We start from the raw sequence: 23,704 nt of genomic DNA, 5'->3' as shown, positions 1-23,704 counted from the left end.
CACTGCTGACGATAGTGAACATCGGCGCCGAGGATGATACTTCGCATGCTAACTAATCACCTGCTTGCACTCACACCTGCAGGCAGGGGCTCAGGGGCCCACCAAGGTTTCGATGATCAACCGCGCGGCCGGTTGGCAGGCGGCGTTGTCGGTAGTGCGCCGCCACGCCAGGATCAGGTCCACGCTCACCTCCTCGGCTCCCACTATCGGCTTGAGCACCACTTCGGCCGGCATGAAGCGTTCTACCGATTGCGGCACGATGCCGACGCCTAGCCCGGCGGCCACCAGCGCCAGGATCGAGTGGGTCTGCGTGACATGCTGAACATCGGCGAAGGTCACCCCGCGAACGTGCAACCAGCCATTGATCAAGTCATGCAGGTACAGCGCCTCGACCGGCGGATAGGTGATCAATGTCTCGCCGGCCAAGGCTTCGAGGGCGATTGCACCGGCCTCGGCCAAAGCATGCCCAACGGGCAATACCGCGCAGAGGCGTTCGCGGTAGACGCGCTGCGAATCGATGCCGGCCTGGATCATGGGCGGGCGCGACAGGCCGATATCGATCTGCTCATCGCGCAACGCCGCCCACTGTTGGGGGGAGGTCATTTCCCGCAGGGTCAACGACACCTCCGGCATCTGCGCCCTTAGCAGGGCCACCATGCGCGGCAAAAACACGTAGCTGGAGGCCGCCGTGAAAGCGATGGTCAAGGCGCCACTGTCGCCGCCCGCGATACGCCGGGCATCGCGTACCGCGTCCAGCGACTGCGCCATGATGCGCCGGGCCGAGCGCACGAAATGCTCACCGGCGGCGGTCAGGCGGATATGACGCGAGCTGCGGTCGAACAAGGGTGCGCCGACCTGATGCTCCAGGGCCTGGATCTGCCGCGTCAACGGTGGCTGAGTCATGTTCAGGCGCGCGGCGGCGCGACGAAAATTCATCTCGTCGACGACGGCAAGGAAGCAACGCAACTGGGCAAGGGTAATCATCGATGCACAATAGGTATCAACTGATTCAAGCGCAAGCGTAGACGGTATCAAGCCCCTGATTTAGCGTGAACGGCACTGCTCCCGATCACTTTCGGGTTGACCCAATAAAAACGCTGACAAGAAGAGGTGTGCATGCCTGTCGTTGCGCTCTACCGTCCCCCGCAAGCCCTGGCGAGCCTGGCCGCCGCACTGTTCGGCGCCGCCGGCATGGACAGCGAAAAAGCCCATTGCGTCGCCGACCTGCTGCTGCTGACCGACATGCTCGGCCGCGAAACCCATGGCCTGGCGCAATGCGGCGCCTACCTCAAGGAGCTCCAGGGCGGTGGCATGACCGCCACCGGCGTGCCGGAAACCGTGCGCGATACCGGCGCCACCGTGGTCTGGGATGGTGATTACCTGCCCGGCCTGTGGCTGATGCAGCGCGCCCTGACCCTGGGCTTCGAGCGGGTGGCCGAGCACGGCGTGTTCACCTTCGCCATGCGTCGCAGCCACCACATCGGTTGCCTCGCGGCCTTGGCCAAACAGGCCACCGACCGCGGCTACTACGCAATGATCGCCTCCTCCGGGCCGCACACCCAGGCAGTGGCGCCCTTCGGCAGCAAGCAGGCGTTATTCAGCCCCAACCCTTTCGCCTTTGCCTTCCCGACCTCGACCGCCCCGGTGCTGGTGGATACCTGCGCCTCGCTGACGACCATCTCCATGACCCGCGAAAAAGTCGCCGCCGGCGAGCAGTTCGCGCAGCCCTGGCTACTCGACAGTCAGGGCCGGCCCACCCGCGATCCGCGGGTGGTGGAAGCGGCAAGCGAGCGCGGCAGCCTGATGCTGCTGGGCGGCAGCGAGGCGGGCCACAAAGGCTTCGGGCTGGCGCTGATGGTCGAAGCGCTGACCCAGGGCCTGGCCGGATTCGGCCGCCGGGACGCTCCCAAACGTTGGGGCGCCAACGTCTACCTGCAATTGATCGACCCCAACGCCTTCGCCGGCGCTGGCCAATCGCTCGAGCAGATGGACTATCTGGTGGAGGCGTGTCACGCCTGCGCGCCGATCGACCCACTGCAGCCGGTGCGTCTGCCGGGCGAACAGGCCACCGCCAACATCGCCCGCGCCCGCCGCGAAGGGGTGAAGGTCAACCCCGGGGTACAGGCGAGCCTGCGCGAATGGGCTGCCACCCTGGGGGTGGATGCCAGCCTGCTGGACTGACGCTTTGCCTGCAAGCCCGCGGCACCCGACTCAAGCAAACCGCTCTCGATAAAAATAACTACGGAGTCCGTCATGTTGGAAACTACCCAACGCGCCAAATCGTATGCTGGCACCGCTACGCCCTATCGCACCCGCACGCGCTGGCTGATGCTGAGCATGGTATTCATCGGCACCATCATCAACTATCTCGACCGCTCGAACATGTCCATCGTCGCCCCGCTGATCTCCAAAGAGTTCAGCGTCAGCCCGGTGGCGATGGGCTTCATGTTCTCGGCGTTCTCCTGGGCCTATGCCGCGGCAACCCTGCCCGGCGGCTACTTCCTGGACCGTTTCGGCACGCGCAAGACGTATGGCGCCTGCCTGGGCGGCTGGTCTTTGCTGACGGTGCTGCAGGGCTTTTCCGGGAGTTTCATGTCGCTGTTCGGCATGCGCCTGGGAGTGGGCGCCGCCGAAGCGCCGGCGTTTCCGGCCAACAACAAGCTGGTGACCAACTGGTTCCCGCAGAAGGAACGCGGGGTGGCCGGCAGCGTCTGCTCCATGGGCGTTTATGTGGGCACTGCGCTGCTGACCCCGCCGGTGTTCTGGATAGCGCAGACCTATGGCTGGCGCGAGGTGTTCTTCGTTTCCGGTGGCCTGGGATTGGTCTGGACCCTGGTGTGGTTCCGGGTGTATCGCGACCCTGACGAGGCGACCCAGGCCAACACCGCCGAGCTGGCGTATATCCGTGAAGGCGGCGCCATCACTACCGATACCGCCAAGGGCCAGGCATTTCGCTGGGACCAATTGCGCAAGCTGCTGACCTACCGGCAGATCTGGGGCGTGTGCATCGGCAAGCTGGCAGCCACCTGCACCCTGTACTTCTTCCTGACGTGGTTCCCGACCTACCTGATCCAGGAGCGTGGCATGACCATGCTGCACGCAGGCTTCGCCTCGATCGGCCCGTATCTGGCTGCGGCTATGGGGGTAATGTTCGGCGGCGCGTGGGGCGACTGGATGATCAAGCGCGGCATGAGCGTCAACTTCGCGCGCAAGGCGCCGATGGTCATTGGCTTGCTGCTGACCGGTACCATCGTGCTGGCCAACTTCACCAGTTCCAACACCCTGGTAGTGGGCATTCTGTCGTTCGCGTTTTTCGCCCAAGGCATGTCGTCGACCAACTGGGTGGTCGTCTCGGAGATCGCTCCGCGCAATCTGGTGGGCATGACCGGCAGCGTCATCAGTTTTGCCAGCAACCTGGCCGGGATCATCACCCCGATCACCATCGGTTTCATCGTGCAGAGCACCGGCTCGTTCCAGTGGGCCTTGGGGTTTTGCGCGATCGTGGCGATGATCGGGGTGTTTTCGTACACGGTGATCCTGGGCAAGATCGAGCGGTTGCATATTGATTGAGGTCCTCGCCAGCAGCACTGGCCTCTTCGCGAGCAGAGCTGGCTCCCAGCCAGACATGCGTCAACTGCGGGAGCCGTGCCCGCGAAAGGGCGCTGGCAAGCACTATCAATCCGCCTGCCGCCACACCCGCACGTAATCGATATCGAAGGTGGACGGCAGATACGCGTCGTCCACCGGGCCGAACCAGGCCCACATCGCCTCGCTGTCGAAAACTAGCTGCATGGGGAAGAACCAGTGCGTATTGGGTGCTTCGCGCACCTTCACACCGTCCACATACCAGACCAGTTTTTCCGCGCTCCAGTCAAAACCGTACACGTGGTAAGCCTCGGCCAGCCGCCAGGGCGCCGTCCAGGCCTTGCCGACATCGAGGTGCTGATCACTGGTCGGGGTGCGCCATACGTGGGCATGCATGTGGTAGGCGCGGTCGAACTCAGGGTGGGTGGTGCGCCCGCCGATCTCGAAGATATCGATCTCGGTGGCGTTGTCAGGCAAGCCGGTCCAGTGCAGGAAAAATCCGCTGGAGGCCCCGGAATCCATGGCCTTGGCCCGGGTCTCGTAATAGCCATAGCGGGTGCGCTCCTGGCTGCGGACCAGCGCCGTGGTGTAGGCGAAATCCGGATTGCCGTTCATGAACGGCACTTGCTGCTTGCGAAACACGATCTTCAACAGGCCATCGCTGACCGTGGCGTTCTCGTGCACGAACACCGAGGGCGCCGGGCCGATGCCCTCCTCCGGCTTGCCAGGCGCGACCAGATGCCACCGGCTGGCGTCCAGGGTGTTGCCGTTGAATTCATCGCTGAACTGCGGATCGAGCGCCCAGTGACCACGATTTTGCTGATCGGACAGCGGCAAGTCGGCGCGCACATGGGCGGGGGTGTCGCCCAGCGGACCGACGCGGGTCCAGTCGTCGGCGGCCGAAGCCGTGCCGATGAGCCCGGACAGGCACGTAGCGTAGAGCAGAAGATTGTTTGCCATGCAGGCCTCGCAGACGAAAAAAACCCGCCGAAGCGGGTTTTCCCAAGACCATTCCAACTCCTGTCGGCGGCCATCCAGGCCATGGTCGATCATCCTTGATCCAGTGGCGCTGCCTGCGCCGCTGTGGATAGGTTCAGATTACTGCGCCGTGCCGCGCCGGCATAGAGCCAAACGCCACCACGGCGTGTAAGCCTTTCGCTATAGGCGGCAGGATGCGCCAGGGCGTCTTTACCAACTTTTTACCTCGTTGATACTCATTCGTACTCCATGCAGGCGACACTACGGTCATAATGCGGCTCCATTCTGCAAGGTCCGGTTGCAACCCCATGCCCATGCCCGCCCCTACTGTTCGCTTCGCCTGCCCCCTTCTGCTCGGCCTTGCCCTCGCGCTGGGTGCCTGCTCCAGCCAGCCCGACAAGGATGAGCCGCCGTTCATTTCGACCCAGACCTACCTGAAATCTGCATACACCGCACCGCAGCACTTCAAGTTCGCCAGTTTTGACACCCGTTGGGCCTGGGGTGGCCAGCAACAGGACGGCCAACGACCGGGCGCGCCAGAACAGGGCAAACACGAAGTGGATCTTTCCCTGCTGGTGCCCGAAGGCGTCAAGAACGTCCCGGTCATCATCTACCTGCCCGGCCTTGGCGAAGGCGCCAATGGCGGCGAGCTGTGGCGCCAGACCTGGGCCGATGCCGGCTACGCAGTGCTGTCGATCCAGGCCACCCGGGACAACGCTTCGATCTACAACAGCAGCAACGCCCGTGACGGCGCTTTTCGCACCATTGCCGCCAACGCTTTTGCCGAGGCACCGGCGGCCAACCGGGTAGCAGAGGTCAACCGTATCCTCAGCGAGGCTCGACGCCGCGGCCAGGCGGGCGAGGCCGGTTTCGCCGCGCTGGATACCAGCAAAGTCGCCGTCGCCGGTTTCGATCTGGGTGCACAGACCGCCGCCGCCCTGGCCGGTGAACGTCAGCCCGGCCAGCCACGGCCCGTTGACTGGAAACCGCTCGCGACCATTTTGCTCAGCCCCTATGTGCCAGGGGGCGTCGACGATCGGCGCTACAGCCAGATCGACTCGCCGCTGCTGGCGGTGACCGGTCCTATGGATGAGGACCCCTTCAGCTGGATCGCCAGTGCTCAACAACGCTTCGCTCTGTTCCGCGGCCTGAGCCATGACGGCTACCAGCTCACACTCAACGACGCGACCCACACGGTGTTGTCCGGCACCATCGCCAAGGTCGACAAGAGCGATAAAAAGCCGCGCGGTGGTGAGGATGATCCGTCAGGCCCCAACCGCCGTCCCGGTCGCCCGGCCAACCCTGGTTTCGATGCTCGGCAGGCCGGCAGCGTGGCCGCCGTGACCATCGCCTTCCTCGATGCCCGGCTCAAGCAATCGGCCACGGCCCAGCAATGGCTGGATGACAAGGCACAGAACTGGCTGGCGCCGGTCGGTGGTCTGCAGCGCAAATGACCGCCTAAGGATGCCGTGCCAGGTGGCGCGAAGTGTCGATGCCAACACATGACACTTCGTCGCGACCTGTGTGCATCTCTATCAAGGTGAAGTCCGAAGCGCGCGTTTGGCGGCGTACTGTTTGAACTGATGGCAATCGCGACAACTCCACTGTCATGGGCCTGCCCCAACAACAAAAGGAGTTGCCATGAGCACCCAAGCACTGTCCCCCGCCGCTGGCGATACGAACACCGCGCAAGACCGCATCTACGAAACCGACCTGCCCGCGCGCCTCGATCGGCTGCCTTGGACGCGCTTTCATACCTTGCTGGTGTTCGCCCTGGGCATCACCTGGTTGCTCGACGGGCTGGAGGTCACGCTGGCGGGTTCGGTGTCCGGCGCGCTGAAAAGCAGCCCCGCGCTGCACATGAGCAATGCCGACATAGGCCTGGCCGGCGCGGTCTACATCGCCGGCGCGGTACTCGGCGCGCTGTTCTTCGGCTGGCTGACCGACCGCCTGGGCCGCCGCAAACTGTTTTTCATCACCCTGTTCCTGTATGTCGGCGCCACCGCACTGACAGCGTTTTCGTGGAGCCTGTGGAGTTTTCTGCTGTTCCGCTTCCTGACCGGTGCCGGCATCGGCGGTGAATACACGGCGATCAACTCGACGATTCAGGAGTTCACCCCGGCGCGCTTTCGCGGCTGGGTCGACCTGACCATCAACGGCACCTTCTGGGTGGGTGCTGCGCTGGGGGCCTTTGGCTCGATCATCCTGCTCGATCCCGCACATGTCGGCGGCGACCTGGGCTGGCGCCTGTGCTTCGGTATCGGCGCGGTGCTGGGCCTGGTGATCATGCTGATGCGCTTGTGGGTGCCAGAGAGCCCGCGCTGGCTGATCATCCACAATCAGCCTGAAGAGGCCACACGCATCGTCGAAAACATCGAGAAGCACTACCGCGAGCGCGGCATCGACATCCCGCCGATCACCGAAAAGCCCCTGCGCTTGCATGCCCGAGACCACACGCCGCTCAAGGAAGTGTTCACCAGCCTGTTCGTGGTTCACCGCCAGCGCGCCCTGGTCGGCCTGACGCTGCTGACCGCTCAGGCGTTTTTCTACAACGCGATTTTCTTCACCTACGCCCTGGTGCTGACCGATTTCTACAACGTGCCCTCCGAGCATATCGGCTGGTACGTGCTGCCCTTCGCGCTGGGTAACTTCTGCGGGCCGCTGCTGCTGGGCCGGCTGTTCGATGTCATCGGTCGGCGAGTGATGATCAGCAGCACCTATGCGCTCTCCGGCGTGCTGCTGGCCATCAGCGGCTATTTGTTCCAGCAGGGAATTCTCGACGTGACCCAGCAGACCATCGCCTGGATGGTGATCTTCTTTTTTGCCTCGGCAGCGGCCAGTTCGGCCTATCTGACCGTGGCCGAAACCTTCCCACTGGAAATCCGCGCCTTGGCCATCGCCGTGTTCTACGCCTTCGGCACCGGCCTGGGCGGCATCGTCGGCCCGTCGTTGTTCGGTGCGCTGATCCAGAGTCACGACCGTACGAATGTGTTCATCGGCTATCTGATCGGCGCGGCGTTGATGATCATCGCTGGCGCAGTACAGGGCATATGGGGCGTGGCGGCCGAGGGCAAGTCGCTGGAAGAGGTCGCCAGGCCGTTGTCGCAGGTGCAGGCGGGGTGACGATTGGGCAGCGGGCGCAAGGTGCATCGCGGTAGAAATACAAAAAATCCGCGCCAAAACCTGACAAGTCCAGCCTGCCCATAAACGTGTATCTGACAACTTGCCCGGTACGCTCGGGTGCACAATTTATCTGTGCGCCCATCGCTCAAGTCCAGCCCTGGCATGCCGATGCAGTGATAATCCTAAAATCACAGGCTGGGCACGGGCGATGTTCAACAAGCATTTGAAGCAGGAACTGGCAGCGCTACGCGAAGAGCTGTCGTCGGTCGAACAGGTCCGTGACAGCCTTGATAGCGAGATGTTGGCGCTGTACCTGGACCCGCAGGGCCGGATCGAGTCCGCCAATGCCAATTTCGAGAAGGAAATGCTCTACCCCACCGCCAGCCTGGTGGGCAAGCATGTCGAAGAGCTGGTGCCCGCTTACCTGAAAAACGACGACATCTACAAAAGGTTCAAAAACGCCCTGACCCGTGGCGAACACCATAGCGGCGCGGTGCGCCTGCTACGCGGCAATGGCAAAGAAGCCTGGCTGCGCGCCGTGGTGCAGCCGATCAAGAACAGCAGCGGCGTGGTCCGCCATTACTCGATGTATTGCAACGACTTGACCCGCACCATCGAGCGCTCCCGCGAGGACGAGAGCCTGATCAAGGCACTGCTGCGCTCTACCGCTGTGATCGAGTTCAACCTCGACGGCGAGGTGATCACGGCCAACGATCGCTTTCTGCAGGGCATGAGCTACTCCCTCGACCAGATCAAAGGCAAGCACCATCGGCTGTTCTGCGACCCCGAGGAATACAACTCTCAAGGCTACAAAGCGTTCTGGGACAAACTGCGCCGCGGTGAATTCGTCGCCGACCGTTTCAAGCGCATCGACCGAAATGGCCATGTGGTGTGGCTCGAAGCCTCCTACAACCCGGTGTTCGATGCCCACGACAAACTCTACAAGGTGGTCAAATTCGCCACGGTAATCACTGATCAGGTCAACCGCGACATCGCCGTGGCCGAAGCCGCCAATATCGCGTTCAGCACCTCGAAGGATACCGATGCCAATGCGCAGAACGGCGCCGCCGTGGTCAAGCAGACCGTCGCGGTCATGAGCCAGCTCGCGGCCTGCATGGATCAGGCGGTGGAAGGCATCGCGGCGCTGGACAACCAGTCCCAGTTGATCGGCACCATCATCAAGACCATCAGCAGCATTGCCGAACAGACCAACCTGCTGGCGCTCAACGCGGCCATCGAGGCGGCCCGCGCCGGGGAGCAAGGGCGTGGCTTTGCGGTAGTGGCCGATGAAGTACGCCAGTTGGCCTCGCGCACCAGCAAGGCCACCGAAGAGATCACTGCGGTGGTCCAGCAGAATCAGGCGTTGGCGGCGACTGCCGTAGGCCTGGTCGACACCGGCAAACGGCAAGCGGGCGAAGGCAAGGAATTGGCCGACCAGGCCGGTGGTGTGATCGTCGAGATTCAGGACGGCGCGCGCAAAGTGGTGGACGCGATCGGGCAGTTTGCCAATCAGCTCAGCACGCACGCCTGACAAATCCCTGTAGCGAGGGCGGCTTGCCCCCGAAAACAGACCGTCCCCTCGCTGTGAGGGGGCATCATTTTACGGGGGCGAGCCGCCTCGCTACAGGTGGCTCACTTCTGTTGATACGGGTAGAACCGTTTCTCGCGCAGCGCGTGCTCGATCTCTTCGAGACTCTTGCCCATGGTTTCAGGCACGTAGCGGTAGATGAAAATCAGCGACAGCAGCGAGATCCCGGTGTAGAGCCACAGCGTGTAGGCGACGCCCAGCCAGGTCACCAGGCTGAGCGTGGTCAAGGTCACGATCAAATCGAAGAACCAGTGGCTGAACGCCCCGACGCTCGCGCCCTTGCCGCGTACGAACAACGGGTAGACCTCGGCGTTGATCAGCCAGATACACACGCCGAAGCCGCCGCAATTGAGCATCAGATAGGCCGCCAGGCATGCCACCACCACCCAGCGCTGAGTATCGGTGGTCGGGCCGGCGCCCATGAACAGATAACCCATCAGCGCCAAGGCGACGATGGAACCGGGGATCATCCACAGCAGATACCGGCGGCGGCCATACTTGTCCACCAGCCAACTGCCGACCACGGTCATCAGCACGATCAGCAAAGTACTGCTGCCGGTCGCCAGCACCGCCACCTGATCGGAGAACCCGGCCTGCGTGAGGATCGTCGGCGCGTAGTAGATCAGCGCGTTGTTACCGGTGATCTGCGAGAACATCGAGATACACGCCCCCACCAGCAAGGCCGGACGGATCCACGGCTTGGCCAGGTCGCGCCATTCGCCTTCGGGCTGCTTGAGGCTGATGGTCTTGATTTCCTCCAGCTCGTCGCTGGCCTGTTGATCGCTGCTGCGCACACTGCGCAGGACCGCCAGCGCTTGTGCCTCACGTGATTTGACCAGCAGCCAGCGCGGGCTCTCGGGCAGTACGGTCATGCCCAGCAGCAGAATGATCGCCGGCACCACGCCCAGGCCGAACATCCACCGCCAGTGATCGCCTAGGCCGAAACCGGTGAAGTACGCCACGGTAATGCCGAACACCACCATGAACTGGAACAACACCACCAGCTTGCCGCGATGCTCCGGCGGCGCCACCTCGGCGATGTACACCGGGATGATCTGCGTCGCACTGCCGGCGCTGAGACCCAGCAGAAAGCGCGAGAGGATGAGGATCGGCACACTGGGTGACACCGCCGACAGCAACGAACCGATGGCGAAAACGATGCCCACCAGGATGATCGAGCGGCGCCGGCCGAAGTGGTCGGAGATCGGCCCACTGCCCAGGCAACCGAACAAGGCACCGAAGATGATCCCCCCGGTCACCAGCTGTTTGAGGGTGTCGTTCAGGGCAAACTCCCTGCCCAGGCCCAGCAGCGCGACGCCGATGATGCCGGTGTCGTAGCCGAACAGCAGACCGCCCAAGGCGGCGATGACGGCGATGCCGATCACCAGCCCAGGGCGGCGTTTTACTTCAGTTGCGACGTTGTTGTATGTCGTCATGGGGTCATCCCGTTGGCCCGATGTTATTGGACAGCCTGCGTTAGAGCCTTCGCGGACTGCTCTGAAATTTCCTGTAACAGTTGTTAGTACGCATAAGTGCCGAATAAATTCCCTGGGCGGTGCAAGCAGCAAATCGCGTTTGCCGTTGTCATACCGGCACCCCAACAGCAATCGGAGCCTTCACATGACGCAAACTGCCGCGGCCCTGCCGCAACTGCCCAAGGGCCTGGTCGACCGCGCGCGGATGATGATCCGCAGCGGTGGGCGGCGCTTGCTGGGAATTGCCGGTACCCCCGGCTCGGGCAAATCGACGGTGGCGCAGTTGCTCGCCGAGGCCCTGGGCGAACATGCCGTGGTGGTGCCCATGGACGGTTTTCACCTGGCCAACCGTGAACTCGCGCGACTGGGGCGGGCCGAGCGCAAAGGCGCGCCGGATACCTTCGATGTGCAGGGTTATCTGGCGTTGTTGCATCGCCTCAAGGCGCAGCAGCCGGGGGAAACCGTGTATGCACCGCTGTTCGATCGGCAGATCGAGGAAAGCCTGGCGGGCGCTATCCCCGTGGCCGCCGAGGTGCCGCTGATTATCAGCGAAGGCAATTATCTGCTGCTGTCAGAAGGTGGCTGGGCGCCGGTGGCCCAATGCTTCGATGATCTGTGGTTCGTCGCGGTCAGCCCGGCGCAGCGTCGTGCGCGGTTGGTGGAGCGCCACATGCGCTTCGGCCGCAGCCGCGAAGAGGCCGAAGCCTGGGTGGACAGCACCGATGAGCCCAACGCGCAACTGGTCGATGCCGATCGCGCGCGGGCTCATGTGATGGTGCCTTGGGCGGGGTAGTACACATCAACGCTGCTGAATCTGCCTCAAACCACCCGCCCACCATCCACCGGCAGCTCGACGCCATTGAGGAACGCTGCGGCGTCGCTGGCCAGAAACAGCGCCACCGCTGCCACATCCGCAGGCGTCGACAGACGCCCCAACGGAATGGTCGCAATGAACCGCGCACGGTTCTGCGGGGTGTCCGGCACGCCCATGAAATCCTCCAGCAACGCCGTCTCGCCCATCACCGGGCAGATATTGTTGACCCGGATCCCATCGGGCCCCAACTCCACGGCCAGGGACTTGGACAGCAGATTCACTGCGCCCTTGGAGCCGTTGTACCAGGTCAGCCCCGGCCGTGGCCGAATGCCCGCCACCGAGCCGACGTTGATGATCGAGCCGCTGCCACGCTGACGCATCAACGGCACCACCGCTTTGACCATGTGAAAGATCGATTTGACGTTGACGTCGAACACCCGGTCGAAGGTCTTCTCGTCGACGTCCATCAGCGGCTGGTTGCGGTGGGTGGTGCCAGCATTGTTGACGACGATGTCCGGCGCCCCGAAGACGCCAGCGCAGAACTCGACCGCCGCTTGAACCTGATCGCCCTGCGTCACGTCGCAGCGCACCGCGCGGGCGTTGCTACCCAGCTCGGTGGCCAGGCGCTCGGCCGCCTCGGCGTTGATGTCGGCGAGGATCACCTTGGCACCTTCGGCAATGTATAACCGAGCGATACCGGCGCCGAAACCACTCGCGGCACCGGTGACGATGGCGATCTTGTCTTGTAGTTGAGCCATGTTGTTCTCCGGAAAAAGAGGTTCTAGAACACGATCAGGTCGCGCAGGCTGTTGCCACTGGCCAGCCCGTCGAAACCTTCGTTGATGTCTTCGAGCGCCAGCTTGCGGCCGATCAGACGGTCCACCGGCAAGGCGCCGCTGCGGTACAAACCCAGGTAGCGCGGCACGTCGCGGGCCGGTATGCAGGAACCGATGTAACTGCCCTTCACCGTGCGCTCCTCGGCCGTCAGGCTGAGCTGTTGCAGGGGCCAGCGATCGTCGGGGCGAGGCAACCCGGCGGTGACCGTGGTGCCACCGCGCCGGGTAGCACCGTAGGCCAGCTCCATGGCGGGTACGGAACCGGCGAACTCGAAGGCGAAATCCACACCGCCGCGGGTCAGCTCGCGGATCTGCGCCACGGCGTCCGGGTCCCGGGCGTTGACCGCAGCGGTAGCGCCCAGGGACAACGCCAATTCCAGTTTGGAGGCCTGTACGTCCACCGCGATCAGCGGATGGGCACCGGCCGCCCTGGCGCCCAGCAAGGCGCTCAAACCTACACCGCCCAGGCCGACGATCAATGCCGACGCCCCTGGCGTGACCTTGCCGGTATTGACCACCGCGCCCACCCCGGTGAGTACGGCACAGCCGAATACCGCGGCCTCGACCGGATCGATGCTGTCGTCGACAGGGATGCACGAACGCGCACTCACCACAGCGTGATCGGCGAACGCCGAGACCCCGCAGTGATGGCTGACATGACTGCCCGCCGCGCTCAGGCGATAGCCACCCTCAAGCATCTCGCCCTTGCCATTGGCTTCGGCACCCGGCTCGCACAACGCCGGGCGGCCCTCCATGCACGGCACGCAATGCCCGCAGCTGGGCACGAACACCAGCACAACCGTCTGCCCGACCCGCACGTTCCGTACCCCGGCGCCGACTTCCACCACCTGTGCGCTGGCTTCATGCCCCAAGGCCATGGGCAGCGGTCGGGGACGCACACCGGTAATCACCGACAGATCGGAATGGCACAACCCGGCGGCGATCATCTTCACTTTCACCTCCCCCGGCCCCGGCGGCGCCAGGTCCAGTTCGGTGATGTGCAAGGGTCGGCTGTGCGCAAACGGCGCCGACAGGCCCGATTCGCGAAGTACCGCAGCTCTGATTTTCATTCAAGGCTCCTGCTCTGATGCATTCGAATAATCGCTGTCACCCGTGGTGGCTGACGACCGTTTTGGTCAGGCTGAATTCTTCCAGCGCCATAAAGCCTTTTTCGCGACCATGGCCACTTTTGCGGATACCACCGAACGGCAGCTCCACACCGCCTCCGGCGCCGTAGCAGTTGATGAACACCTGCCCGCCTTCGAGGCGCCGTGACAGCCGCTGCTGGCGCGCACCGTTCTCGGTCCAGATCGCCGCCACCAGGCCGTATTCGGTGCCGTTGGCCAGGGCCACGGCATCGTCTTCATCATCGAAAGGCAGCACCGCCAGCACCGGCCCGAAAACTTCTTCGCGGGCCAGGCGATGGTCTCTGGGCACGGGCCCGAACATCATCGGCCGCACGTAGTACCCCGCGCTGGGCAGCTCGGCATCGAGGATGCCCTCGGCCAGCACCGGCAGCCCGGAATCGCGGCAATAGGCGACGAACTCGTTGACCCGGCCGAACTGCGCTTTGGTGATGATCGGCCCGCAGTCCGGCGCGCTGTCCGGGGCGCCGACACGCATCTGGCAAAAACGCTCGGCGACGCGGGCGACCACCTCGTCGAACACCTCGCGTTGAATCAGCAAGCGGCTGCCCGCCGAACAGGTCTGCCCGGCGTTCTGGATGATCGCGCCGACGATGATGGGCACCGCTTTATCGAGATCGGCATCGGCAAACACCACTTGTGGTGACTTGCCGCCCAGCTCCAGCACGCATTTGACGTAGTTCTTCGCTGCGGCGGTCTGGATGGCCGTGCCAACCTGTGGCGAGCCAGTAAAGGTGATCAGGTTGATGCCCGGATGCTCGGCCAAAGCTGCACCTGCCTCGCGCCCATAGCCGGTGACGATGTTGAGCACGCCGGCGGGCAAGCCGGCCTCGACCGCCAGTTCGGCGACGCGCAATGAGGTCAGGCAGGCATCTTCGGCCGGTTTGACCACCGAGGTGTTACCCATGGCCAACGCCGGGCCCAGCGTGCGGCCAAGCATCTGCGCCGGGTAGTTCCACGGAATGATGTGGCCGACTACGCCGAACGGCTCGCGCTGCACGGTTACCGAGTAGCCCGGCAGATACGGCAGGACTTCACCGTGGACCTTGTCGGCAGCGCCGCCGTAAAACTCGAAGTAACGCGCCAGCGCTTCGATGTCCTTGCGTGCCAGGGCCAGCGGCTTGCCGGTGTCCTTGGCTTCGATCCCGGCCAGTTCATCAATGTGATCGAGGATCTTGACGCCGATACGGGTCAGGGTCCGGCCGCGTTCGGTGGCGCTCAGCCTGCCCCACTCGCCCGCCAGCGCCGCGCGGGCAGCCTTGACGGCAAGGTCGATGTCCTCGGCCTGACCACGGCCGATGGTTGCGTATTGTTCGCCCGTGGCGGGTGCGAACACCGGGATGCTGTCTTGGCTGGATGCCACGTGCCACTGACCGCCGATAAACAGCTTGCTCATGAGTAAGCCTCCAGGCTCAGGGAAGAAAACGGTTGATCGGGGCGCGATGGCGCCTTCGGCTGTTCGGGCAGCAGTGCGCCACGTTCGATATGCAGTGTGCGATCGGGCACATCCTTGAGCAGGCTGGCGTTGGATTCGGTCACCAGGATGCACAGCTGTGGCTGGGTCTGCTGCAGGCGCTTGAGGGCTTCGCTGTACTGATTGGCCAAGGCCGGGGCCAGGCCCTGGAATGGTTCGTCGAGCAGCACCAGGCGCGTACCGATCATCAGCGCCCGGCCCAGGGCGGCGATCTTGCCCTGGCCGCCGGACAGTGCCGCGCAGGAGCGCGCAAGCATGTCCTTGAGTTGCGGGACCACTTCCAACGTCATGCTCAGGCGCTCGTCGACGGCTGCTTTCTTGAAGCCGCTGACTTGGCAGGGCAAACGCAGGTTTTCTTCTACCGTCAGGCTCGGGAACATCACCCGTTCCTGGGGCGCATAGCCGATGCCCAGACGCGTGCGATTATGTGCCGGCACGCTGGCCAGATCAGTGCCGTCGAACAGAATCCGCCCGCTGCGCAGCTTGACGAAGCCCATGATCGCCCGCAGCAGCGTAGTCTTGCCGGCACCGTTGCAGCCCACGACGGCAATGATGCTGCCCGGTGGCAGCTCGGCCTGGATGTTACGCAGCACCGGGACTTTGACGATGTCGGCGCTGATAGTGTCGAAGTGCAGCATGTTCAGCTCCTCAGATGCCCAGCACCTGGCGTTGCACAGTGGGGTCGGCAAGCACTACGTCCGGCGTGCCGTCGGCGGCGATGCCACCGCTGATCCAGGCCGCGACGCGGGTGGCGTAGCGGCGCACGATATCGACGTCGTGCTCGACGAAGATGGCCGTGACCCGCTGTTCGTCCAGGGCGCGCATGAGGATCTCCATGATCCCGTGCTTTTCTTCGCTGGACACGCCGCTGGTGGGCTCGTCCATGATCAACAGGCGCGGCTGCAGCATCAGCGACATGGCCACATCGAGCAGCTTGCGCTGGCCTTCCGGCAAGTTGCTGACCGGCTCGTGTTCGCGCTCGCGCAGGCTCACCAGTTCGAGCACGCGGTCCACCGCCACGGCGTCGGCGCTGCGCTCTAACGGTCGCCAGAATGGCAGCCGTGGTTGGCGTGCCATGCCCGCCAGCTCCAGGCACTGGCGCACATTGTGCTCAAGAAACAGCTGGGGTAATTGAAACGAGCGCGCCATGCCCTGGCGCACGATGCGCCGCGGTGACTGCCCGGTGATGTCATTGCCGGCAAAGCTGACGTTGCCTGCAGTGGGCCGAATCAGCCCGGTGCAGATATTGATGAAGGTGGTCTTGCCGGCGCCGTTCTGGCCGATCACGGCCAGGCGCTCGCCCTCTTCGAGGCTGAAGTCGATGCCGTTGGCGACCACCAGGCCACCGAACGCCAGCGTCAAGCCGCGGGTCTGCAGGAGCGCACTCATGACTCACCCTCCAAGGATTCGCGGCGAGCCGCACGGCGTTTGTGCAACAGCCCACTGAGGCCGGAGGGCAAAAAATAGATGATCACGATCAAGGTCGCGCCCACCAGCAACTGCCAGGCACCGCTGACCAGCACCGCCGCGTACATCTTCAGGAACTCGTAAAGCAAGGCGCCGACGAACGCGCCCAGTGCATGGCCCGAGCCGCCCAGAATGGCGATGAAGACGAATTCGCCGGAACGCAGCCAGTAGCCCATCTCCGGGGTCACCAGCCCTTGCGACAGGCCAAACAACGAACCCGACAGACCGCACAGCCCGGCCGACAGTACGTAGCCCTGCCACAACAGCTTCCTGGCACTGATGCCCAGGTATTCGAGGCGCGTTTCGTTGCTTTTCATCGCCATCAGCGCTTCACCGGCGCTGGAGCGCAGATACCGCTGTACGCCCCAGATCACCAGCACCGCGCAAACCAGCACCAGCACCAGCAGGGCGGTTTCGAAGCCGTTGCGGGCGAGGTCGAAGCCCAACAGGGTCGGCCGCGCCACGCGCAGGCCATCGGTACCGCCCGTGTAGGCGTAGAACTTGCCCAGCAGAGTGAACAGCACCATCGACAGCGCCAGATTGAGCATGCCGAAGAAGATCTCCCGGTAGCGCACTACAAACGCGCCAATGAGCATGCCGGCCACCACGCTGGCCAGGGTACCGAGCGCGATCAACGCAAATCCGTCGAGGCCGGGATAGCGCACGCTCAGGTACGCCACCGTGTAGCCCGAGATGCAGGCGTACATGGCGTGACCGAAAGAGATCTGCCCGGCCCGCAGGAGCACGACGATACCCAACGCCGCCAGGCCATAGCACAGCGCCAGGATCAGCGGCAGCTTCAGCCACGGGAAAGCCGCCGCCAGGCCCAGTACGACACCGCTCAGCGCAATCGCCCCATACAGAGTGGTTCGCATCAGATCCTCCTCGCCTGCGCCACGGTGAACAGCCCTTGCGGGCGGATCAGCAGCACCAGCACCATGATCACGTAAGGCATCACTACCTCGAGCTCGGGCATCAGGTACACGCAGAAGGACCGCGACAGGCCGATCATCAGCGCAACGATCAGTGCGCCGGAGATCTGCCCGAGCCCGGCACTGGCGACCACGGCGAACGACAGCACGATCATGTCGGCCCCGATGCCGGGCACCAGTGAGGTGGTCGGCGAGGCCAATGCGCCCCCCAGCGAGCCGAGCATGGCGCCGACCACGAAAGTCAGGTAGGCGATACGCTTGGCATTGATGCCCATGGCGGTGGCCACTTCGCGATCATGGGTGACCGCAACGATCTGCCGGCCGATGAGAGTGCGCCGCAAGAACCACTGCAGCAGCAGGTACACGGCAATGGCTGCGCCCGGCACGAACATCAGCTGGTAGTTCATGTACACCACGCCCAGCAGCTGCGAGGTGCCCATCTGATTGACGACGTCGGAGACGAAATACGGCTGGGTGCCCCAGATCATCCGCTGCAGGTCTTCGAAGATCATGAAGGCGCCGAAGGTGACCAGCAGTTGCAGAATCGGGTCGCGGTCCTGAAAGCGCCGCAGCAACAGCATCAGCACGGTGCCGAGGACCACCCCGACCAGCAGTGCGCCACCGATCAGCGCCGTCAGCGAGGCAGCCAGCGAATCACCGCCCTGCCCCAGCCACACGCCCAGCGACGCCGCCGCATAGCCGCCGCAGGCATACAGGCTGCCATGGGCGACGTTGAGGATGCGCACCACGCCAAAGATGAAGGTCAGCCCCAGCGCCACCAGAAACAACAACCCCGCATACGACACCCCATCGAGCAGCGCCAGCATGAAGATGTCGCGGGTCATGGCTGTTTATCCAGCAGGCTGACTTTGTCGAGCAGCGCCGGTGTCAGGGTTTTCAGCCACGTCGGGGTCGACTCGCCCGCTGGGGTGGTCACCAGGGCGGCCGGCACGATCATGATGTTCTTGAGGACTTTGAATCTGTAGTCGGGGCTGCTGGTGGTCATGCCGAACAGTTGGTCTTCCAGGCCTTGGCCATCTTCGGGGCGGATAGTCACGGGGGCGGTCAGGCCGCGGAACTCCAGCCCACGAAAGGCCTTGGCTAGTTGCTCCTCATCCGGCCACTGGCCGTTATTGGCGACGATGGCTTTTTTGTAGGCGGCAGTCATTGCATCCAGCGCCTGCACCATGTGGTACACCGAATAGATCGGGTAGACACCGGTCTTGGCCCGGTATTTATCGACGAAGGCCCTGTGTTTAGGGTCATTGATATAGCGCGGTTCAAGGAAGTAGTGATCGCCGCGGGCGCCGATCAGCACGCCATCGGGCAGACTGTTGCCCAGGCGCTCAAGCGAAGACTCGCCCAGGGCGAGGAAGAACTGCGAATTCTTCAGCAAGCCACGCTGGCTCGCCTGACGCACGAAGGTGTCCAGATCGCCCCCCCAGGAAGTGCTCAGCACGACGTCCGGACGCAACACTTGCAGGCGGCTGACTTCGGCGGAAAAATCCGAAGCACCGAACTTGGGAAACAGCTCGGCGACCACCTGCACGTCGGGCTTGAGGGCCTTGAGGGTGGTCTGGAAGATATCCCACGAGTCGCGACCCCAGGCGTAGTCCTGGTTGACCACGGCGATGGTCTTGAAGTCCGGTTTCATCTTCAGCAGATAGAGGACGCTGGCGACCATTTCGGTCACGGCGTTGGCCTGACTGCGAACGATGTACTGGTATTGATGGCCTTCAATGGCCTTCTCGGTGCCGCAGTCCCACAGGATGTTGACCACCTTGAGGTCTTCGGCAACCGGGGCCAGCGTGTTGCAGTTGCCGCTGGAGATCGACGCCAACATGATCTGGGCGCCTTGCTCCTGGACCACGCGCCGGTACTCGGACAACAACCGGTCACCCCCTACGCCTTCGTCGATGTAGATGGGCGTGACCTGGACGCCGTCGATACCACCGCCAGCATTGAGTTCGTCAAGGTAAATTTGCGCGGCTTCCCTGGCCGGCATGCCGAACACCGAGGCCGGGCCGGACATGAACGTGGTGATGCCGATGGGCAAGCTGGCAGGCTTTTCGGCGGCCTGTACGCTTGAGCTGGCGAGGCAGCCTAACGTGAATGAGCATAAAGAGAACGCGAACAGACCCGCAGTCATTGCTTTGCGCTTGAACATGGCTTTGCCCTTTCGGCTATTGTTTTTGTTGAAAAGCGTACGTCTTGAAGCGTAGTCCTCCAGCAGAGTGACGAGGGCCCCGTATGTTGTGAATCTTTAAATCAATAACCCGGCGTTCGGCGTTGCCGAATGCTGCGATGCACTAACGCCACAGGATCAGGCGAGCGCGCAGTGCGCCGCCACTGCAGGTAACCAACTCACATTCCTACCTACCCTGATGAAAAAGCCCACAAGTACTGTCCCTTCGCGGAAGGATGCTAGCGGCTGCGATTCCTTAGCCTGAGTCGTCCGCGCCGCCCCCTCCCGGCAGCCGCCATTCATCAGCAAGGGATTGCCTCCATGACTCAGCATCGCCCCCAACACCCCAGATCCGCCCGTACCTTCAAATTGAAGCCCTTGCTGCTGTCTGCGCTTGTAGGGCTGATCCCGGTCATCAGCGGCATGCTGATCCTCTATTGGCAGGTCGATCGCTCATTGATGCGCGACAGCCTGGCGGCCGGACAACGGGCTATCGCCAACATCGACCGAACCCTCGAACGCGCCGACGACGTGACCGCACGCGCCTTCTCCCTGGCGGGACAGGAGTGCAGCGCCATCCTCGAGCCGATGCGCCGCCTGGTAGTGGGCTACCCCTCGGTACGCTCGATCGTGATGGGCGACAGCGAACGCCTGTATTGCGGCAGCGAACTCGGCGAGTTCACTCGCCCTGTAACCCCGGATATGAACTCGACCAGCAAATTGATTCTGCGCACTGCCAGCACTTCGATGCCTGAACAACCTTCGTTGCTGTTTCGCCGGTTCGAGGGGCGCAACAGTGTCAACGCCGTGATCGATGCTCTGGTACTGGGCGAAAACCTCGCCCACGCCCGCAACGGTGCCACCGTGCTGCTCGAACACAACGGGCTGTTTCTCGATCCCGAGGGACGGATATCGACTTATGACTTCGACGACCATGGCGATCATCATGCAGTGCAGGTGTCGGCGCACTACGGCTACACCATCCACAGTGGTTATGGCCCGAATGAAGTGACCAAGGCCTTCAAGGCCCAGGCATTTCCCATGTTCGGCACGCTGCTGCTGTTGGGCGTCATTACCGCCGGCGTGTGCCATTGGCTGTCACGCCTGCCTCGCGGGCAACGCTAAACACCGATCCAGACCGCCTGCCTGCCTTCGCGGGTGGGCTTGCGGCGCGCAAGGCCGGCCCCTCCTCTGCACATTTACCCATCGGCGACAACCTGACAGTCCTGCGAGTAACCCCCACGCCTGTTTGTGGCTATCATGCATCGAGCTGTCTCACCCGGACCAAGACGTAATCGCGCCTGGCCATGGCCGACGTCCGCTCCCCCGCCTTGTTGCACTGCTGGTGTATGCCTATGCCCTTGAACCGCAAGTCCGCACGCCGCAATGCCCTGCTGCCTTGGCTCGTGGGCGCTGTGCCCGTGTTGTTGGGGCTGGTGATCACTTATTGGCAAGCCGAACGGGCGCTGGTCAACGAGGGAGAACTGACCGCCACTCAAACCGTCGGGCAGATCGAGCGCATCCTCGACAATGTTGCCGGTGCCGCCGACGAGCTGTTGCCATTGGCCGGCACACCCTGCGCCGACGCGCAGTTGGCGTTGCGCGATCAGGTTGCCCGTCGCCCCTACGTGCGCTCCACGCTCATTGCCGAGCGCGGCAGTCTGTATTGCAGCTCGCTGTTCGGCGACTTTCGCGAGCGCTTGAACGCGGCGGATTACGTCGGCGGTCGGCTGTCGCTGATCAGCGGCAACAGCGTGACGCCGGGGCGCGCAGTGCTGCTGTACCGCGCCCACCGCGACGACCCGCAGCATCCCGACCAGAGCGCCCTGGCCGCCGTCGACGGCACTCACGTGATCAATACCCTCAACACCTTGGGGCGCCATAACGACTTGATCCTGCAGGTCGGAGCGGACTGGCTATCAGCCGATGGCCAGGTACAGGAACAGGCCCTACCGGTGTTCGACATGGCGCCGGTCACCGTGCAATCGGCGCGCTACCCCATCAGCGTGCATACCGGCTTCGCGGCAGGATCCGCCTGGCAAGTGATGGTCAGCGACTATCCGGCGCTGCTGGCGCTGTTGCTGTTCCTCGGCCTGTTGGCCGGGCTGGTCTGTCGCTGGCTGCTCAAGCGCGCGCATTCGCCGCCGGCGGAACTGCGTCGGGCGCTCCTGGCTGCCGAGTTCGTGCCGTACTTCCAGCCGGTGGTGCGCAGTACCGACAAACACTGGGCCGGCGCCGAGGTCCTGATGCGCTGGCAGCATCCGCATCTAGGGTTGGTGCGCCCTGACCTGTTCATTCCGCTGGCCGAAGACTGCGGCGAAATCGTCCCCATGACCCGCTCGTTGATGCATCAGACCGCCCAGTTGATCAGCCCCATCGCCCATCGGCTCGGCGAACAGTTCCACCTGGCCTTCAACATCAGCGCCGCGCACTGCCAGGACCTGACGCTGCTCGCTGACTGTCGCGAATTCCTCGCCGCGTTTCCCGAAGGCAGTATCAAGCTGGTGCTGGAATTGACCGAGCGAGAGCTGATTGAGCCCAGCGACGTGACCCAGCGCCTGTTTGCCGAGCTGCATGAAATCGGCGTAAAGATCGCCCTGGATGACTTCGGCACCGGCCACTCCAGCCATTCCTATCTGCAGGCGTTCAAGATCGACTGCCTGAAGATCGACCAGAGTTTCGTCGCCATGATCGGCGTCGAAGCGCTATCGCGGCATATCCTCGATAACGTCATCGACCTGTGTCACAAGTTGGACCTGCAAATAGTCGCCGAAGGGGTCGAGACGCCAGAGCAAGGTGAGTACCTGGCGGCGCAGAACGTCGATTACCTGCAAGGCTATCTGTACGCCAAGCCCATGTCGGGGGCCGATTTCGTCGCCAGGTTGTCCCAAGCATGACCCTGTAGCGAGGGCTTGCTACCTCGCTACAGGCCGCCATTAGTGCTTGATGAAGATCAGCAACAAACTGATGGTAATGAAGGACGCCAGCGTGGTGATCACCAAGGCGGCGGCACAGCGACCTTCAAGGCCGAAGCGCTGCCCCAGGATCGGATACACGCTCATCATCGGCGCACTGGCCATGATCAGGCCCGCGGTCATCATCGCCGGCTCGACGTCGGCCAGTACCAGGAAGCCGAGGCTGAGCAGCAACGGATGCAGGATCAGCTTGCCCGCCCCGATCTGCAGGATTTCCCCCACCTGCCCGCGCACCTTGGTGCCGTACAGCACGCCGCCGATCACGAACAACGCCACAGGCGCGGAAGCCATCGAGAGCATTTCGATCAGCTTGAGCGGCACCACCGGCAACTTGACCTCGGCGATCGACAGAATACCTCCGGTGATGATCGCCAGGATCAGCGGATTGCGCGACAGACGCTTGAACGTTTCACGGACCACCGTCAGCGTCGAACCGCCGCCCTGATGACCCGCCTCGGCGAGCGCCAATGCCAGCGGAATCATCACCAGGTTCTCGACCATCATGCCGAGAGCCAGTGCGACGCCGGCCTGGGGCCCGACGGCCATCAGGGCAATCGGATAGCCGATAAAGCCACTGTTGGAGGTGCCCATGCCCATGGCAGCGATCGCACTGTTGCTGAGGTTGTGCCCATGCAGCTTGCGAAACACCACCAGCCCTACCGCCAGGCAGCCCAATGACGCCAGTACATAGGCGATCAGGTAATGGGGGTTGAGGACTTCGGCAATCGGCCGCAGGGCCAGGGCACGGATGACCAGCGCCGGCATGGCGAAGGTGATCACGAATGTACCAAGGCCGCGCATCTGTTCACGGCTCAACAGGGAAAAACGGGCGGCCAGGTAGCCCATGCCGATGATGCAGAAAATGGGTGCGGTGATTCCGAGAACTTCCAGCAAGCGGGCTTCCCTCAGCGCTGGCGGCCGACAATCGTGGCCTCCATGCTCCCTTGATTATTGTGTACGGGTGTGTCCACGATATAGCGCTCGCAGGGGTATCTCCAGCGGTTTTTTCGAGGGCGAGCCGCCTCGCTAAAGGTGATGGAGCGAGGCCGCGTGCGGCCGACCAGTGCGAATGGCCGAGCGATCTACCGCGACATCGTTATCAACCTAATTGATAGCAAGCTTGCTAA

At 63.4% G+C, this 23,704-nt stretch carries 20 protein-coding genes and 1 pseudogene; 9 read left to right on the top strand and 12 right to left on the bottom strand.

What is annotated here, in order from left to right; translation table 11 throughout:
• Positions 1-90: 90 nt before the first annotated feature.
• Positions 91-984: a LysR family transcriptional regulator gene (locus tag REH34_RS29320; RefSeq protein ID WP_226502571.1), complete on the bottom strand. Its 894-nt coding sequence runs from the start codon at positions 982-984 to the stop codon at positions 91-93.
• 132 nt (positions 985-1,116) lie between these two features.
• Between REH34_RS29320 and REH34_RS29315 the strand changes: the two genes are divergently transcribed.
• A complete protein-coding gene (locus REH34_RS29315; protein WP_311970195.1) occupies positions 1,117-2,181 on the top strand; it encodes an Ldh family oxidoreductase in 1,065 nt (354 codons plus the stop codon).
• A gap of 72 nt (positions 2,182-2,253) precedes the next feature.
• On the top strand, positions 2,254-3,570 hold the full coding sequence (locus tag REH34_RS29310; RefSeq protein ID WP_311970194.1) for an MFS transporter: 1,317 nt from the start codon (positions 2,254-2,256) through the stop codon (positions 3,568-3,570).
• A gap of 105 nt (positions 3,571-3,675) precedes the next feature.
• Here REH34_RS29310 and REH34_RS29305 read toward each other — a convergent pair whose 3' ends face one another.
• Positions 3,676-4,545: a family 16 glycosylhydrolase gene (locus tag REH34_RS29305; protein WP_226502568.1), complete on the bottom strand. Its 870-nt coding sequence runs from the start codon at positions 4,543-4,545 to the stop codon at positions 3,676-3,678.
• Between the two features lie 326 nt (positions 4,546-4,871).
• Here REH34_RS29305 and REH34_RS29300 point away from each other — a divergent pair, with 326 nt between their 5' ends.
• The 4 genes and pseudogenes from REH34_RS29300 to REH34_RS30435 all read left to right on the top strand — a co-directional run bounded on the left by REH34_RS29300 (position 4,872) and on the right by REH34_RS30435 (position 9,217).
• Positions 4,872-6,017: a hypothetical protein gene (locus REH34_RS29300; protein WP_311970193.1), complete on the top strand. Its 1,146-nt coding sequence runs from the start codon at positions 4,872-4,874 to the stop codon at positions 6,015-6,017.
• Between the two features lie 187 nt (positions 6,018-6,204).
• Positions 6,205-7,686, top strand: a complete 1,482-nt coding sequence (locus REH34_RS29295) for an MFS transporter (RefSeq protein WP_311970192.1) — start codon at positions 6,205-6,207, stop codon at positions 7,684-7,686.
• A 208-nt stretch (positions 7,687-7,894) separates the two neighbouring features.
• Positions 7,895-8,656: pseudogene (locus REH34_RS30440) on the top strand (PAS domain-containing protein); the annotation flags it as partial.
• Positions 8,633-9,217 carry a methyl-accepting chemotaxis protein gene (locus REH34_RS30435; protein WP_409373361.1) on the top strand — a complete coding sequence of 195 codons (585 nt, stop codon included), beginning with the start codon at positions 8,633-8,635 and terminating at the stop codon, positions 9,215-9,217. The pseudogene REH34_RS30440 and the gene REH34_RS30435, both read left to right, overlap by 24 nt.
• Positions 9,218-9,318: 101 nt before the next feature.
• On the opposite strand, the gene REH34_RS29285 is transcribed toward REH34_RS30435, so the two are convergent.
• Positions 9,319-10,710, bottom strand: a complete 1,392-nt coding sequence (locus REH34_RS29285) for a sugar porter family MFS transporter (protein ID WP_226502564.1) — start codon at positions 10,708-10,710, stop codon at positions 9,319-9,321.
• Between the two features lie 184 nt (positions 10,711-10,894).
• Between REH34_RS29285 and REH34_RS29280 the strand changes: the two genes are divergently transcribed.
• Positions 10,895-11,542, top strand: a complete 648-nt coding sequence (locus REH34_RS29280) for a nucleoside/nucleotide kinase family protein (protein ID WP_226502563.1) — start codon at positions 10,895-10,897, stop codon at positions 11,540-11,542.
• A gap of 26 nt (positions 11,543-11,568) precedes the next feature.
• Here the strand turns inward: REH34_RS29280 and REH34_RS29275 are convergent, their stop codons facing one another.
• Genes REH34_RS29275 through REH34_RS29240 form a run of 8 tightly spaced genes read right to left on the bottom strand, consistent with a single transcriptional unit; the run spans position 11,569 to position 19,584 of the window.
• A complete protein-coding gene (locus REH34_RS29275; protein WP_311970190.1) occupies positions 11,569-12,321 on the bottom strand; it encodes an SDR family oxidoreductase in 753 nt (250 codons plus the stop codon).
• A gap of 23 nt (positions 12,322-12,344) precedes the next feature.
• Positions 12,345-13,469 carry a zinc-dependent alcohol dehydrogenase family protein gene (locus tag REH34_RS29270; protein WP_311970189.1) on the bottom strand — a complete coding sequence of 375 codons (1,125 nt, stop codon included), beginning with the start codon at positions 13,467-13,469 and terminating at the stop codon, positions 12,345-12,347.
• Positions 13,470-13,506: 37 nt separating this feature from the next.
• Positions 13,507-14,940 carry an aldehyde dehydrogenase family protein gene (locus REH34_RS29265; protein ID WP_311970188.1) on the bottom strand — a complete coding sequence of 478 codons (1,434 nt, stop codon included), beginning with the start codon at positions 14,938-14,940 and terminating at the stop codon, positions 13,507-13,509.
• On the bottom strand, positions 14,937-15,656 hold the full coding sequence (locus REH34_RS29260; protein WP_311970187.1) for an ATP-binding cassette domain-containing protein: 720 nt from the start codon (positions 15,654-15,656) through the stop codon (positions 14,937-14,939). Before REH34_RS29260 ends, REH34_RS29265 begins: the two co-directional genes overlap by 4 nt.
• Before the next feature lie 10 nt (positions 15,657-15,666).
• Entirely contained in the window at positions 15,667-16,407 is a 741-nt protein-coding gene (locus REH34_RS29255) for an ATP-binding cassette domain-containing protein (protein WP_311970186.1), read from the bottom strand.
• Positions 16,404-17,360: a branched-chain amino acid ABC transporter permease gene (locus tag REH34_RS29250; RefSeq protein ID WP_311970185.1), complete on the bottom strand. Its 957-nt coding sequence runs from the start codon at positions 17,358-17,360 to the stop codon at positions 16,404-16,406. Before REH34_RS29250 ends, REH34_RS29255 begins: the two co-directional genes overlap by 4 nt.
• Entirely contained in the window at positions 17,360-18,262 is a 903-nt protein-coding gene (locus tag REH34_RS29245; protein ID WP_311970184.1) for a branched-chain amino acid ABC transporter permease, read from the bottom strand. Before REH34_RS29245 ends, REH34_RS29250 begins: the two co-directional genes overlap by 1 nt.
• Positions 18,259-19,584: an ABC transporter substrate-binding protein gene (locus tag REH34_RS29240; protein ID WP_311970183.1), complete on the bottom strand. Its 1,326-nt coding sequence runs from the start codon at positions 19,582-19,584 to the stop codon at positions 18,259-18,261. Before REH34_RS29240 ends, REH34_RS29245 begins: the two co-directional genes overlap by 4 nt.
• Positions 19,585-19,923: 339 nt before the next feature.
• On the opposite strand from REH34_RS29240, the gene REH34_RS29235 reads away from it, so the two are divergent.
• On the top strand, positions 19,924-20,727 hold the full coding sequence (locus tag REH34_RS29235; RefSeq protein WP_311970182.1) for a CSS-motif domain-containing protein: 804 nt from the start codon (positions 19,924-19,926) through the stop codon (positions 20,725-20,727).
• A 230-nt stretch (positions 20,728-20,957) separates the two neighbouring features.
• Positions 20,958-22,499: an EAL domain-containing protein gene (locus REH34_RS29230; protein ID WP_311970181.1), complete on the top strand. Its 1,542-nt coding sequence runs from the start codon at positions 20,958-20,960 to the stop codon at positions 22,497-22,499.
• Between the two features lie 39 nt (positions 22,500-22,538).
• On the opposite strand, the gene REH34_RS29225 is transcribed toward REH34_RS29230, so the two are convergent.
• A complete protein-coding gene (locus tag REH34_RS29225; protein WP_311970180.1) occupies positions 22,539-23,471 on the bottom strand; it encodes an AEC family transporter in 933 nt (310 codons plus the stop codon).
• Positions 23,472-23,704 lie beyond the last annotated feature (233 nt).

It is taken from the genome of Pseudomonas baltica (genome assembly GCF_031880315.1).
Classification (GTDB): domain Bacteria; phylum Pseudomonadota; class Gammaproteobacteria; order Pseudomonadales; family Pseudomonadaceae; genus Aquipseudomonas.
The sequence above is the reverse complement of the archived record's forward strand: the minus strand, read 5'-3'. Positions and strand labels throughout refer to the sequence as shown.

Bases quoted from the DNA above. Each gene is read 5' to 3' on its own strand.
- REH34_RS29270 (WP_311970189.1), bottom strand. From the start codon at position 13,469: ATGAAAATCAGAGCTGCGGTACTTCGCGAATCGGGCCTGTCGGCGCCG.
- REH34_RS29235 (WP_311970182.1), top strand. From the start codon at position 19,924: ATGACTCAGCATCGCCCCCAACACCCCAGATCCGCCCGTACCTTCAAA.
- REH34_RS29255 (WP_311970186.1), bottom strand. From the start codon at position 16,407: ATGAGTGCGCTCCTGCAGACCCGCGGCTTGACGCTGGCGTTCGGTGGC.
- REH34_RS29285 (WP_226502564.1), bottom strand. From the start codon at position 10,710: ATGACGACATACAACAACGTCGCAACTGAAGTAAAACGCCGCCCTGGG.
- REH34_RS29300 (WP_311970193.1), top strand. From the start codon at position 4,872: ATGCCCATGCCCGCCCCTACTGTTCGCTTCGCCTGCCCCCTTCTGCTC.
- REH34_RS29240 (WP_311970183.1), bottom strand. From the start codon at position 19,584: ATGTTCAAGCGCAAAGCAATGACTGCGGGTCTGTTCGCGTTCTCTTTA.
- REH34_RS29280 (WP_226502563.1), top strand. From the start codon at position 10,895: ATGACGCAAACTGCCGCGGCCCTGCCGCAACTGCCCAAGGGCCTGGTC.
- REH34_RS29230 (WP_311970181.1), top strand. From the start codon at position 20,958: ATGCCCTTGAACCGCAAGTCCGCACGCCGCAATGCCCTGCTGCCTTGG.
- REH34_RS29265 (WP_311970188.1), bottom strand. From the start codon at position 14,940: ATGAGCAAGCTGTTTATCGGCGGTCAGTGGCACGTGGCATCCAGCCAA.
- REH34_RS29260 (WP_311970187.1), bottom strand. From the start codon at position 15,656: ATGCTGCACTTCGACACTATCAGCGCCGACATCGTCAAAGTCCCGGTG.
- REH34_RS29250 (WP_311970185.1), bottom strand. From the start codon at position 17,360: ATGCGAACCACTCTGTATGGGGCGATTGCGCTGAGCGGTGTCGTACTG.
- REH34_RS29305 (WP_226502568.1), bottom strand. From the start codon at position 4,545: ATGGCAAACAATCTTCTGCTCTACGCTACGTGCCTGTCCGGGCTCATC.
- REH34_RS29315 (WP_311970195.1), top strand. From the start codon at position 1,117: ATGCCTGTCGTTGCGCTCTACCGTCCCCCGCAAGCCCTGGCGAGCCTG.
- REH34_RS29320 (WP_226502571.1), bottom strand. From the start codon at position 984: ATGATTACCCTTGCCCAGTTGCGTTGCTTCCTTGCCGTCGTCGACGAG.
- REH34_RS29295 (WP_311970192.1), top strand. From the start codon at position 6,205: ATGAGCACCCAAGCACTGTCCCCCGCCGCTGGCGATACGAACACCGCG.
- REH34_RS29245 (WP_311970184.1), bottom strand. From the start codon at position 18,262: ATGACCCGCGACATCTTCATGCTGGCGCTGCTCGATGGGGTGTCGTAT.
- REH34_RS29275 (WP_311970190.1), bottom strand. From the start codon at position 12,321: ATGGCTCAACTACAAGACAAGATCGCCATCGTCACCGGTGCCGCGAGT.
- REH34_RS29310 (WP_311970194.1), top strand. From the start codon at position 2,254: ATGTTGGAAACTACCCAACGCGCCAAATCGTATGCTGGCACCGCTACG.